This window comes from Marinobacter sp. ANT_B65, assembly GCF_002407605.1.
GTDB lineage: Bacteria > Pseudomonadota > Gammaproteobacteria > Pseudomonadales > Oleiphilaceae > Marinobacter.
Window position 1 is genome coordinate 346454 of sequence record NZ_NXGV01000002.1, and the last position, 12447, is coordinate 358900.

Consider the following 12447-nt stretch of genomic DNA (forward strand, 5'->3'; position numbering starts at 1 on the left):
ATAAAAACAGTCACCAATCCCAAGGCGTTTCCGATGAATCCAATAGCCCGTCGTGCTCTTCACTGTTGTAAGGTTCCCAGGGACCTTTCTACTGTCACCTATTGTGACGCTGCGGGCGAAAAGCCGGAGGCAGCCGGCGTTGATGCCAGAACGGTCGACACCATCTGGAAAAGTGTCGAAGGTTTGTATCGTACCGGGGTTCACCCCGGCATTCAGATCTCTGTGCGGCACAGGGGGGAGCAGATCCTGCATCGTGCGATTGGCCATGCAAGTGGTAATGGCCCCCATGATCCCAGTGGAACGCCCAAAGTGGCCATGACTACAGACACGCCTGTCTGCTATTTCTCTGCGTCCAAGGCGGTCACAGCATTGCTTATGCACATGCTGGTTGAACAGGGGCTGGTTAACCTGATGGACCCGGTCTCCTATTACTGTCCGGAGTTCGCAGCAAACGGCAAGCGTACCATCACGGTGCACCAGATTCTGTCGCACCGGGGCGGAATTCCGGCCATCCCTAATGAAACCCCTATCGATGTTCTGTGGAATCAGGACGAGATCTGGCGCCTGCTCTGCGAAGCCCGGGCGGTTGAGGTGAACGGTTCGAAGATTGCTTATCACGCCATAACCGGTGGTTATGTACTGCAGCGAGTACTGGAAAAGGTTACTGGTGCCTCTATTGAGAACTACCTGGACAAACACCTGCGCCAACCCATGGGCATGAAGTGGTTTACCTACGGGATTCCGCAAGGGAACCTTCATGATCTGGCAACCAATTACGCCACCGGGCCTACACCACGCTTTCCTGTGTCCTGGATCGTTAACCGCGCACTTGGCGGCGATATCTCGACAGTGGAACAGGTGACCAATGACCCCCGCTTCCAGGAAGCTGTTATTCCCGCCGGCAATCTGTGTGGAACGGCCGAAGAAATGGGGCGCTTCTTCCAGATGATGCTTAACGGGGGCTCATGGAATGGGAAGCGTATCTGCAGTGAAATTACTGTCCGGCGGGCGATTCAGCAGTTCGGCTCCCTTCAGGTCGACCGCACAATGATGATTCCCATGCGCTTCAGCGCCGGCATGATGCTGGGTGGCAATCCGATAGGCTTGTGGGGGCAAAACAGCCGCTACGCGTTCGGGCATGTGGGGCTGATCAACAAACTCTGCTGGGCCGACGCCGCGCGGGATATTTCCGTAAGTCTGCTCAACACTGGTTTTCCCATTGTCGGGCATCACATCCCTGCATTGGGCCGGTTTGTGTATACCATTGCCAGTCAATTTCCGCTTCGCCCGGAAAGTGAGCGCCCTGTAGTGGCTGCCTGAAGTATTGGCTCAGAGAGTTCTGAGTTGGTCTTCAAGAATGCCGAGCACGGATGACAGAATATCCCGGAAGTCTGTCAGTGTCTGGGTGCGCTGAATAACGTCCTCGCGAATCTCATCCAGCCGCTCCATCTTGGGCACAACACGTCGAATACCTTCTGTGATCACCTCATACGGATAATGATGATCCTGAATACTAAGCTTGTTTATCTCAGATACTTCCTGGCTGAATATACTGATAATGTCGTACAGCATGTCTTTGTGCTGGATGCTGGAGGCTTCCCAGTAGGCATCATCCAGCAACTCAAGCAGGGAGAGGTATTCCCGTAGGGTATCGGCAACGGATGTCTGGCTCATAAACAATTCCCGTAGTTGGAAAACAACAGTAAGGGGAACTATAGCAGCGGATTCATCTGGATTCTCTGGATGTCGGGAGCAGATGAGCAATCATGGTGTAACAATGAAACTCTATTCATTTTGTTGCGCTTTATCGGGCAACTGTGCAGACTGCAACTTTATAAAGGAACTGCTGCCACTCAATGGATGAGAGACACAATGAACAATTCTGCATACCCGCATACTGAATACCGCCCTTCCACGGACAGGAATGTCCGGCTTGATCATCATGACAGTGTCCGAAGTCACGTACATCAGCAAGTCAGGACAGAAGTCGAGCGCCTGGAGCGCCGTATAGAGATTCTGCGACTGACTCAGGCTCCCCATGTACCTGTTATGATTTCAGCCTATGAGCGGATGATTGATCGTAAAAAAAACTTTTTACAGAAATGCGATCTTGATCAGCAGCGTTGCTACTGACGCTTCGGGCCTGAACCGGAACGATTAACCGGTTCAGGTTTCCTTCTGCCGTTAGGCTACCTGGCGCGCTATCCAGGAATTGTGGCGGGTAGCCAGAGCACGAACATAGCGGGCTTCAGCCGTACCGAGCGTTGCCAGCACACCGTTAAAAATCCAGCCCCGCTCATATACGCCAAGCACCCTTTGCTCATCGTCAAGATTAACGCGCTGATTCAGCTTTTTGCAGATGGCATCCAGCAACGGTAACTTCTCCGGCCGGCGTATTGGCCCGGGCCGGTTGTTGATTGGCTGGTTGGCGGCGCGTGTTGCTGCGTACTTTTTCATGGGAATCTCCTTGTCGTTTTTCGACGGAAAAAACGAAACCCCGGAGCCAAGAGCAACCGGGGTTTTCAGGAGGTGCTGACCCGGTTGCTGGAAGGCTCCCGGGAACTGACCGAAAGCCGCTAGATATCTTTTTCCAGTGCACGCATGAACTGCCCTTCAGGGCCAGGTGCTGCGGCGTTCATCATATGTTGTGGAATCATTCGGATCATAGTCGGCTTTGCTGGTTCATTTAAGTTGTTAGTGTATCCTTTAGCCCAGTGTTTGCAATAGCTCCGGAGCTTCGGCAAACGCGTACAGACGTATGCCTGGAGCACTATCATAATTGCTGTGTCACGTGTTTTTACGTTGTGCATATCCAGGCATCTGCCAGCCAGATGCCCTTTGGATCTCTCCTTTATACGCAGCCTTTATGGCTGCGTTTTTTTTCGGTAGTGGAAAGTCCGTAGCCACTAGTTCGTACAGAAAACCGGCGACGATTGGGTGATAATTTTCACACTAACCAGTCCCCCTACCGAAAAATACCCAGAGGTTGAAACCTAAGAAAATGTCCGAAGAATCCGGATCCGCCCGCAACAAATTTCAGTTCCATTTTGTCGTTGAAATCTTTTTGATAGCCCTGCTGGCCATATATATGGTGTTGGGGAAGGAATATGTTGTCGGTGATGATCTCGCCTTCACCGTTGTTGGTGCTGGTCTGATGGCGTTAGTCACTTACTGGACGCTATCTACCCTTCGGGATGGTCTTGAGGTTCTTGTTCTCAGAGCGCGTGGTCTGAAGCACTAACGTATTCCCAGGTTTTGTGCAGGATCAAGGCATCGTTCGCTGCGCGGTGAACAGGCACGTCCAGATCTGCAATGACCTGCCTGCGTGCCGATGGCCATTGGGTCACCTGCCTGGCATCCAGCAGGGCCGAGACCGACTCCAGTTGAAATCCGGGCTTCACACCTGCAGCCCGGAATAGCCGGTACAGCCAGAAACTATCAAACGTCCAGGCGTCACAGTAGACATACCCGGACAATAACTGGTTGAGATGATGGGCCACCTCAGAGACAGGGCTGCCTTCTGAAAGCAAGGTTGCCCTGGCTATTCCGTGAATCTGTTCCGCACTCTCGGACCAGTCCTTCCAAAGCACGTGAGGTTCAATCAACCAGCTGTGCAGTGTTCTGTCTGGCATGCAGACGCCTACCTCAATGGGGTAGCTTGCAATCAGGTCGAGGCTTGATGCTTCGAAGTCGATAAATGCCGGGATTGGTTCGGTAATCATTAGCCGTCTGATTTTCAGGATGTTTTAGCCTAGTTTACCCGCCCGTCCTTATGGACGCGAACTCAACCGGCCTTTGCACTGTTACAATACGCCCATTATGTTGCCCGGACTTTACAGAACCGCTTATCCCACTGCCTGCCGGGTATTTAATCCGCTTTCCAGGAGCCTGCATGACTGACACTGTTGTTGTAATTTATTCCGGAGGTATGGACTCTTTTACCCTGCTGCACCGGGCGCGCGCCCAGGGCTTGCGGGTGCATGCGTTATCTTTCAACTACGGCCAGCGCCATGTCCGTGAGCTGGATGTCGCCCGTTCCGTTTGCCTGGACCTCGATATCCCCCATAAGGTAATTGATATTCGTGCCATGGGTGAAGTTATGGCCGGATCTTCGCTGACCTTTGGTGAAGATATCCCTGAAGGCCACTACGAAGAAGAAAGCATGAAGTCCACTGTGGTGCCCAACCGGAACATGATCCTGCTCTCCCTGGCCACGGGTTATGCGGTAACCGTGAATGCCGGAGCTGTGTGGTATGGGGCCCATGGTGGAGATCACGCTATTTACCCTGACTGTCGGCCGGAGTTCGTGGAAAAGATGGATGCTGTGTGCAGGATAGCCAACTATGAGCCAGTGGGCATCGAGGCACCGTTTATGCACATGAACAAAGGCGAAATTCTGGCTGAGGGCCTGAAGCTCGGGCTCGATTACGCCAATAGCTGGACCTGCTACAACGGCCGGGAGAAGGCCTGCGGGCTTTGTGGCTCCTGTGTTGAACGGCTGGAAGCCTTTGCTGAAAATGGTCTTTCGGACCCGCTGGACTATGAGGCAGGGCGCTGATGTACCGGGTCAAAGAGGCCTTTTACACTTTGCAGGGAGAGGGCGCCCAGGCGGGTCGCGCAGCGGTATTCTGCCGTTTCAGCAAGTGCAATCTGTGGACGGGCCGGGAGAAAGACCGGGCAACGGCGGTATGCAGTTTCTGTGACACGGATTTCGTTGGGACTGACGGCCAGAATGGTGGTGCTTTTGAAACAGCAGAGGCACTGGCAGCCCATATTCACAGCCTTTGGCCAGATGCCCCAGGTGCACCCTATGTGGTCTGTACCGGTGGGGAACCCCTGTTGCAGCTGGACGTACCCCTGATTGATGCCTTCCATCAGCTGGGCTTTGAGGTGGGCGTGGAAACCAACGGTACCCTGCCCGCTCCCGCTGGTATTGACTGGCTGTGCGTAAGCCCCAAGGCAGACGCCCCTGTGGTGATTGAAGCCTGCGATGAGCTGAAGCTGGTGTATCCTCAGCCCAAGGCAATGCCGGAAAAGTTCTCGCACATAAACGCCCGACATTTTTTCCTGTCACCCATGGCCTCCCCGTCAATCCCTGATGATGACGCGGACCCGGTAAAGCAGAGTAATACCCGTAAGGCCACCGATTATTGTCTAGCCCATCCCCGTTGGCGTCTGACCCTGCAAATGCACAAGATCATTGGGATTGATTGACAGTATCTGATCAGAGCCGGATGTCGGTAATCACCGGATTGTGGTCAGAGGACCGCCAGGGCGACGCTTTAGTGCCCGGCAGGTTGTTTCTGTAGCTCAGCGGTGCGGGCTCATCGGTGTTAATGATCCAGGTTATGGCATTTAGAACCCGGGGTCTGAGCTGTGCCGAGGCCAGAGCGTAGTCCAGCGAACCCTTCTCACCCTTGTACCTGTATGTGTAGTGGGGGCATTGCTGTGCGGTACAGGGATGAAAATGATGCACCATACTGGTGAACCCTGCCTGCTGCAGAACCTTAAGTGGCTCTTCCCGGAAATAGCTGTTGAGATCGCCTGTGATCAGAGTGCCTGCAAGGTCCGGAGTCTGTGGCAGCTGGCCAAGCCATTCTGTAATGGCGCGGGCGGCTTTTGTCCGGCGCCCGGCATAGCACCCCTGACCATCATGCTTGTCCCGGTTGGCTCCCGTCGCACCCTGGCAGGATTTTGACTTCAGGTGTGGCACAACCACTTGAATTGCAAGGCGCTGCCCTTCCGGGCGGAAGGTTTGTGCCAGTGGAGGGCGGCCTTTGTTGCTGAACGGGCCGGTGTTCAGGCGCTCGGGCTGAGCTTCCGCTACGACGCGGTCATGGCGGTAAAGCAGGCTAGTGCGTATCTGATCGTCGCCATCGTCACCCGGGGTCGCAACGAAGGTCCATTCCGGCCCGAGAGTATTGGCCAGCTGTGCTATGGCGCTGGTTTCGCTGTAGCCATCGTTTTCCAGTTCTGTGACCGCCAGAATGTCAGGGTCTGGTCGCTGCAGGGCTTCTGCCAGTCGCCGGCGCTGTATTTCATGAGCCGCATAGGTTGAGGCGCCACGGGCAGTTGGAAAGCCGCCACCTTTCCCGTCACCGTTAAAGTAGTTTTCCAGGTTTATTGTCATAATCCGGAGATGGGGCTCTGCCGGCCGGGCAGGTGCTGAGGGTCTCGTGTTTACAGATTCGAAGACCGGAGTCTCTTCTGGCTGTATCCGCCAGGCTCCAAACCGGTAATCAAGAATTCCCGCGAGATCCCTAACCTTATCGCCGCTGCGAACCCTGTTCTCGCCACTCAGGCCGCCGGATAGCCAGGGTATAGGATCGGGATTCCGAACGCTGCTGCCATCGTCCAGCAGCAGCCTTTGTTGCCGGTTCCTGTCCTCTATCTTCATGGCCTGTGGTCCGGCCTTCATGTATTCCGTAGGCACTACCTGGTCGCCTGCTGCCAGTGTGAGTTCGCCAAAACGTGCCAGATTCCAAGAGTCAATAATGGTCAGCGGCTGGGCCACCCGAACGCGCATGTTTTCCAGTGACTCCAGAGCGCGGGGCCAAAGCAGTGTCAGAGGTTGTGCCTGGGGCAGAGGAGCTGGCCCGCAAGAGGTGATGCTGCGAATGTCCGTCAGCTCGGTCAGGCCGTGGAATTCTTTTACTGTACCGGTAACGCGCAGACGCTCGCCGGGTGCCCCTGTCTTTTTACGGGTAAAAATAAACAGTGCTTCGGATGTCTCGGGGTTGCCATCGGTTTCACCGTCAGCCTGCTGCAGATAGAAACCGTCAAACCCACCTTCGCTGCGGGCATCAAAGGTGAGTATGCCTTCCACAGCAACCTGATGTCCGATGAGTGGGGAGATGTCACCCGGGCCCTGAATCTCGGCAATCGGGGTCGCCGGCTTGCCACAAACGCCCGCTGCCAGACCTTGGGAGGCCGGCAGCAACAGGGCAATAGACAGAGCGACAAAATACTGAGTGTTTAGCTGCACGCTGATCTGTTTAGCGGAGGCCTGCAACGGCTTTCAGGGCGCGTTCACGTTTACTGCCAAACCCGAGCTGATCCGGGTTGGTCAGTTCAAGTTGTTGTATCAATGGATCAGGGTGGTGGTTATCCAGTGTGATTCCGAGTCGTGACAGCACATAGGGTGCCAGAGCAGCCCGGGTATTAACCTCCAGTTCACCATTCTCCATGCCGTAATCCAGCGCAATGATCTTCTGCTGGGCTTCTGTCAGGCGGTGGTCGGGGGAGATCGACATTGTGACTGTACGGTTCCAGTCGTCATCCTGCTGGCTGTTATGTTTGGCTTTTTGCCGTAAAGCTACAGGTGCAGCATGAAAGCGGCTGAGGGCAAAATCCCGGAATTCGCGATTGGAGTCACACCAGGCGCGCAGGTGCCAGTTGTTACCTGTGCATATTAAGGTGTGTGGTTCGAGAATACCCTCTACGGCTTCCGGGCGGCTCAGGGATGAGTAGCTCCCCTTGAGTTGCCTGCCGTGGCGGGTAGCGGCCACGGCCGCACGCATGGTTTGGGGTGCTATAACCCGGTTAGGGCTATGTACAACAGTGCTGTCTGGCAGGCCGATATCAAGGCCTTCGAAGGTGCTGCTGAGACTCTGCTGGCGCGCGAGCAGATCCTGGTATTCGCTGACATGCCCCCGGGTAACAACGGGCCGGTAACGGTCCGAAGGCACATACCCCTTGAGGTGGCGGTCATAAACAAGATTGCCCGGAGCCAGTTCGCGCAGGTAAGTGTTTATATCCTTGGATGCCTGCTGCCGGCCGATACCAAAGCTGTGACAAATGTGGTTGGTGGTCAGGCGACCTTCCCACAGGGCAATGGTTTCAATAAGGCGGTAGCGAAGCAGCAAATCCCATCGGATGGGCCAGTCCGTTTTCTTCATAACCAGACGCTCACGGTTTTATTGAATAGCTGACCTTAATATTACCTTCTAAGTCTCGGCGGGTCTGTTACGGCACATTAATGTGAAACATTGTGAAATCGCGTCATAGCGACGTCTTATGCTCTTGACGTGCGGACAGAGCTTCGGGAAGTGCTTAGTAGTCAGGCCCCAGGGGTGCTGTTGTAATACGGTGTCAGCAAAACCCGGATCTTGCTGCTACTTTGATTCCCAGCCCCATTAATCCGCATCGCGAAGCCCGGAGTTGTTGCAATGACCCGAATGGTCACCTCGCTGTCTGCTCTTCTTTTGAGTATTGTGCTGCTGGTTAGCGGGAATGCGTTTCTGATGACGCTTCTTGGTATTCGCCTGAGCATCGAATCGGTTTCACCGGATGTTATTGGCTGGGTGCTGGTGTGTTATTCCGTCGGTTTTGTTCTGGGTACCCTCTACGTACACCATATTATCGGTCGGGTTGGCCATATCCGCGCATTCGCGGTATTTGCGGCCATCGCCGCCGTCACCGCGCTCATATATCCCATGGCCATTTCCATGGAGTTCTGGGCGTTTCTGCGGGTGCTTTCGGGATTCAGCGTTGCAGGGGTGCTGGTTGTTATTGAAAGCTGGTTTTCCAGCCGTGCCAGCAACAGTAACCGGGGCGCCCTGTTTGCGGTTTACCAGATCGTTTTCTATCTTTCGGCTGCTGGCGGCCAGCTTATTGTTAACGTGGGTGATCCCGTCAACTTCATGCCGTATTCTCTGGCTGCGATTTTGCTGGCGCTGGCGCTGGTTCCCCTGTCCCTGACCCGTATGGAAGCGCCGGTCATCGAGCAGGTTCAGCGCATCTCGTTTTTCACGCTTGCCCGGGAATCGTTTACCGGTGTTTCCGGAGCTCTGATCTGCGGGATTCTGATTGGGGGTTTTTATGCGCTGGGGCCTGTATACGCAACGCTGATGGGCCTCGATGTTGCGAAAACTTCAACCTTTATGGCCAGCGCTATTGTTGCGGCAATGCTTCTTGCCTGGCCGCTTGGTCGCTTGTGTGACCGCTTTGACCGCCGTCGCGTTATGTTCTGGGTTGTGTTTGCCGCCGCTCTGGCCGCAGTTGCTGTAAGTGTCTGGGGTTCCGGGAATCTTTGGCTGCTAATGCTTCTTGTGGGACTGTTCACCGGCCTCTCGGCGATGATTTATCCGATTTCTGTTGCGATAACCAATGACCGGATGGAAAGCACCCGTATTGTAGCGGCAAGCGCAACCTTGTTGCTCAGCTACGGGGTGGGTAGCGTTATTGGTCCAATAGCGATGGCTGAACTGATCAATCTTCTGGGGCCAAAAGGGCTCTTCCTCGGCAATGCCGGTTTTCTGCTGGTGCTTGCGGTGATTACGAGCCTGCGTATTACCTATACTGAGGATGTGGCCGTAGCTGATCAGGAGCACTATGTGCCCGCAATGCCTGAGACTTCTTCTGTGCTGGCTGAACTGGATCCACGGAATATGGAGTTTCAGGAGTCGCCCGAAGTTGAGGAGATGAATGAGGAAGCGTCGCTCCACACTGGCTGACGCAAGGAGGCGGTTCTGGCTCTCGGTTTTTCCCGATTCCGTTTGGGTTGGATATCTGTTCTTATTTCAATTGTTAGCTTACTATTGGTAGCCTTGCTGTAATGTAAGCATTCTGGTCGGTACAGTGTGACCCGCGAAGCGCGATTCCGGCCTCGGAACGGAGTACTAATTATGAAAGATCAGTTCCCATTTGCCGTTGCCCGGGTAACCCGCCGCTGGCGTAAGCTGTTGGATGAGCGCCTGAAGGATCTGGGTGTTACTCAGGCCCGTTGGACCACAATGGTCTATCTCAAAGAGGGTGGCGAAGGCCTGACCCAGCGTGAACTGGCGAGCCTGATGGCCATTGAAAATCCGACGCTTGTGCGTTTGCTCGACAGTCTGGAACAGCAGAAACTGATAGAGCGCCGTGCCTGCCCTAATGACCGCCGTGCCCGCCGCTTACATCTTACGGATCCGGGCCGGGAATTCATGGAAGTTCTTACCGCCCGGGCAAATGCGCTGCGGGACGAAATGCTTGCCGGTATCAGTCCTGACGAAATCGAGAGCGCACTGAAAGTGTTCCACAAAATTCTCGATAATGCTGAAAAGCAGAAATAAGCACTCCTGAAACCACCCTGGCCTGTTGCCGTAATTCTGCGCCAGAGTGGTTGTCATGCCAGTGCTGTTTGTTTAATATCAACAACTTCTCTTCAGGGGAGTAGTCTTCGCGCCTTGATTATTCGGGAGCGAACGGTGGTCAACATACTTGGGGCACAATCCCCATGGTCACCGTGTTTCATCGGCCTATCGGTGAAATTGGCAAGACCTGAGGCAGACTACCTCCAAGGGCGGAAGGTGGGCTGTCTCATGTCTGATTTTCCGCCCCGGACAAACCCATGGATGCCTTTCTTACCTCTACTGCAGCGGTTGCCATTGCTGAAATCGGCGACAAGACCCAGTTGCTCTCGCTTTTTCTTGTTGCGCGTTATTCCAGGCGTTTCGCCATTATCATGGGGATTCTGGTCGCGACGATTCTGAACCATGCACTCTCTGCCTGGCTGGGTGCCTGGGTTGCAGCCTGGATTCCGGAGCCATGGCTACCATGGATCCTTGCGGTCAGTTTTGTGCTGATTGCGCTGTGGCTTCTGATTCCAGACAAAGACGATAGCGACGACTCCCGATTCCTGGGTATGGGAGCCTTCATGGCGACAACCGTAATGTTTTTTCTGGCAGAGATAGGTGATAAAACCCAGATTGCTACCGTTGTGCTGGCCGCCCGTTATACTGAAACAATGTGGGTTGTTGTTGGTACAACCGTGGGGATGTTGCTGGCCAATATACCGGTTATCATGGCGGGTCGCTGGATAATGGATCGTATGCCACTGGCGGCCGCACGGATTTGTGCGAGTATTGTGTTTGCGGTTATGGCTGTTGTGACACTTTCATCGGTGCTCTGGAACTCTTGAGGGTGACTGCTGTCACTGCACCCGGAGAGGCTGGTTTTTCTGGAATGGAATTTATGGAATTTAGAAGATATTCGATACTGATGTTGCTTGTGGGCTCTCTGGCTTTTTCGCCTGTTTGGGCTGCAGAGCAAAGTCGTACATCTGAAAAACCGGTTTCTGAAAAGACGTCCGACCGCAGCCCCCGGGTACCAACATTCAAGGTGAATGGTGATCTGGCAGGTCAGTTGGGTGTGTTTACTACCCGTTATGAAGATACGTTTGCCGAGGTGGGAAGTCAGCTTGCAATAGGTTATCTCGAGCTGGTGAAAGCCAACCCGGGTGTGGACCCCTGGCTACCCGGTGAGGGCACCACTATTACGCTTCCACGTCAGTACGTAATCCCGGAGGCCCGCCGGGAAGGTATAGTGATTAATCTGGCTGAGTACCGGCTTTACTATTTTACCGAGGGTGGCGTGCAGGTATACCCCGTGGGCGTTGGTAGCACTGAGAACCCGTCTCCCCTGACTGATGCCAAGGTAACCATGCCTCTGGAATCGCCGGCGTGGTACCCCCCTGCCAGCATTCGTGCGGAATATGAAGCCTCTGGTGACTTCCTGCCCCGAATGATTCCACCTGGCCCGGATAATCCTTTGGGTACCCATGCTCTTTTACTGAGTGAAAAAGGTTATCTGATTCACGGGACCAATAAGCGCTTTGGTGTGGGCATGCCAGTGAGTCATGGTTGCTTTCGCATGTATAACGAGGACATATCCCGCTTTGTTTATCAGGTGAGTAAGGGAACGCCGGTGCAGATTGTTAATGACCCGGTGAAAATGGGAATGTCGGGTGGCGAGGTCTGGCTTGAGGTTCATCGCCCTCATGAAGACTATAGTCAAGAGGACCGGGATCGTCTGTGGCGTGAAGTCACCCTCGAAGTCGAAGCGTTTCGCCAGAAACATCCGGGTGTAGAGGTTCAGCGCAAGGCCATAGAGCTGGCTGTAGATCAGGCGGCCGGAATTCCTGCCATGGTTGGTGAACAGGTTGCGCGTTTGGCATCCGACAAAACGCCAAACGAGAAGCAGGCGACCAGGGCGGAAGAGCCTGAGCAGAAGTTGTATTTCTGATTCTGTGGGAAGTCAGGCGAAAAAGATGCCATAAAAAAAGGCCGGGAGTACCGGCCTTTTTTGCAGTGCTTAAGCTTAAATCTTACTTCATGCTTGCACGATCGAGCATACGCTTGGCGCGCTCGTTTGCTTCGTCAGCAGATTTTTGAGCTGCTTTTGCAGCGGCCAGAGCCTGGTCAGCAGTTTGCTGTGCAGAACGTGCAGAGCTGGCAGCGCTGTTAGCGGTGTTCATTGCTTTGTCAGCAGTCTGCGCGGCAGAGCTGGCAGTTGCATTGGCTTCGTCAAGAGCGCCTTGCTCAGTAGTTGCACAACCTGCAGTCAGAGCAGTAGCCAGTGCGATTCCGGCGATCGTCAGTTTACGCATTGTAAATCCCCTTATTGGTCGAGTTATTTCCTGTTGATCCGACGGTCAGTTCAGACAACTTCATGTCAGCTTCGGCCCGA

The 12447-nt window shown here is 54.3% G+C and carries 15 protein-coding genes; 9 read left to right on the plus strand and 6 right to left on the minus strand.

Annotated elements, in window-relative coordinates; all coding sequences use genetic code 11:
* Window positions 1–33 precede the first annotated feature (33 nt).
* Window positions 34–1320, plus strand: coding sequence for a serine hydrolase domain-containing protein (locus CPA50_RS11685; protein WP_096782974.1), 1287 nt, complete (start codon window positions 34–36; stop codon window positions 1318–1320).
* A 9-nt stretch (window positions 1321–1329) separates the two neighbouring features.
* Here the strand turns inward: CPA50_RS11685 and CPA50_RS11690 are convergent, their stop codons facing one another.
* Window positions 1330–1674, minus strand: a complete 345-nt coding sequence (locus tag CPA50_RS11690) for a hypothetical protein (RefSeq protein WP_096782688.1) — start codon at window positions 1672–1674, stop codon at window positions 1330–1332.
* 198 nt (window positions 1675–1872) lie between these two features.
* On the opposite strand from CPA50_RS11690, the gene CPA50_RS11695 reads away from it, so the two are divergent.
* On the plus strand, window positions 1873–2133 hold the full coding sequence (locus CPA50_RS11695) for a hypothetical protein (protein WP_096782689.1): 261 nt from the start codon (window positions 1873–1875) through the stop codon (window positions 2131–2133).
* Window positions 2134–2184: 51 nt separating this feature from the next.
* Here the strand turns inward: CPA50_RS11695 and CPA50_RS11700 are convergent, their stop codons facing one another.
* Entirely contained in the window at window positions 2185–2457 is a 273-nt protein-coding gene (locus CPA50_RS11700) for a hypothetical protein (protein WP_096782690.1), read from the minus strand.
* Window positions 2458–3001: 544 nt separating this feature from the next.
* On the opposite strand from CPA50_RS11700, the gene CPA50_RS11710 reads away from it, so the two are divergent.
* Window positions 3002–3241: a hypothetical protein gene (locus CPA50_RS11710; RefSeq protein ID WP_096782692.1), complete on the plus strand. Its 240-nt coding sequence runs from the start codon at window positions 3002–3004 to the stop codon at window positions 3239–3241.
* Here the strand turns inward: CPA50_RS11710 and CPA50_RS11715 are convergent.
* Complete coding sequence (locus tag CPA50_RS11715) at window positions 3216–3722, minus strand: hypothetical protein (protein WP_096782693.1); 507 nt, start codon at window positions 3720–3722, stop codon at window positions 3216–3218. The two genes, CPA50_RS11710 and CPA50_RS11715, sit on opposite strands and share 26 nt — an antisense overlap.
* A 170-nt stretch (window positions 3723–3892) precedes the next feature.
* On the opposite strand from CPA50_RS11715, the gene queC reads away from it, so the two are divergent.
* Window positions 3893–4558, plus strand: a complete 666-nt coding sequence (gene queC, locus CPA50_RS11720) for a 7-cyano-7-deazaguanine synthase QueC (RefSeq protein ID WP_096782694.1) — start codon at window positions 3893–3895, stop codon at window positions 4556–4558.
* On the plus strand, window positions 4558–5214 hold the full coding sequence (gene queE, locus CPA50_RS11725; protein WP_096782695.1) for a 7-carboxy-7-deazaguanine synthase: 657 nt from the start codon (window positions 4558–4560) through the stop codon (window positions 5212–5214). The genes queC and queE overlap by 1 nt, the downstream gene beginning before the upstream one ends.
* A gap of 10 nt (window positions 5215–5224) precedes the next feature.
* Here queE and CPA50_RS11730 read toward each other — a convergent pair whose 3' ends face one another.
* Window positions 5225–6985: an ExeM/NucH family extracellular endonuclease gene (locus tag CPA50_RS11730; RefSeq protein WP_096782975.1), complete on the minus strand. Its 1761-nt coding sequence runs from the start codon at window positions 6983–6985 to the stop codon at window positions 5225–5227.
* A gap of 10 nt (window positions 6986–6995) precedes the next feature.
* Window positions 6996–7898 carry a WYL domain-containing protein gene (locus CPA50_RS11735; protein WP_096782696.1) on the minus strand — a complete coding sequence of 301 codons (903 nt, stop codon included), beginning with the start codon at window positions 7896–7898 and terminating at the stop codon, window positions 6996–6998.
* A 270-nt stretch (window positions 7899–8168) separates the two neighbouring features.
* On the opposite strand from CPA50_RS11735, the gene CPA50_RS11740 reads away from it, so the two are divergent.
* The 4 genes from CPA50_RS11740 to CPA50_RS11755 all read left to right on the plus strand — a co-directional run bounded on the left by CPA50_RS11740 (window position 8169) and on the right by CPA50_RS11755 (window position 12003).
* The gene (locus tag CPA50_RS11740; protein ID WP_096782697.1) at window positions 8169–9455 is read left to right on the plus strand and encodes an MFS transporter; all 1287 of its coding nucleotides are present in this window, start codon (window positions 8169–8171) and stop codon (window positions 9453–9455) included.
* Window positions 9456–9626: 171 nt separating this feature from the next.
* Window positions 9627–10052, plus strand: coding sequence for a MarR family transcriptional regulator (locus CPA50_RS11745; protein WP_096782698.1), 426 nt, complete (start codon window positions 9627–9629; stop codon window positions 10050–10052).
* A gap of 278 nt (window positions 10053–10330) precedes the next feature.
* Window positions 10331–10900 carry a TMEM165/GDT1 family protein gene (locus CPA50_RS11750; RefSeq protein WP_096782699.1) on the plus strand — a complete coding sequence of 190 codons (570 nt, stop codon included), beginning with the start codon at window positions 10331–10333 and terminating at the stop codon, window positions 10898–10900.
* 44 nt (window positions 10901–10944) lie between these two features.
* Complete coding sequence (locus CPA50_RS11755; protein ID WP_413772160.1) at window positions 10945–12003, plus strand: L,D-transpeptidase family protein; 1059 nt, start codon at window positions 10945–10947, stop codon at window positions 12001–12003.
* An 82-nt stretch (window positions 12004–12085) separates the two neighbouring features.
* Here CPA50_RS11755 and CPA50_RS11760 read toward each other — a convergent pair whose 3' ends face one another.
* Window positions 12086–12367, minus strand: a complete 282-nt coding sequence (locus tag CPA50_RS11760) for an Lpp/OprI family alanine-zipper lipoprotein (RefSeq protein WP_096782700.1) — start codon at window positions 12365–12367, stop codon at window positions 12086–12088.
* Between the last annotated feature and the right edge of the window lie 80 nt (window positions 12368–12447).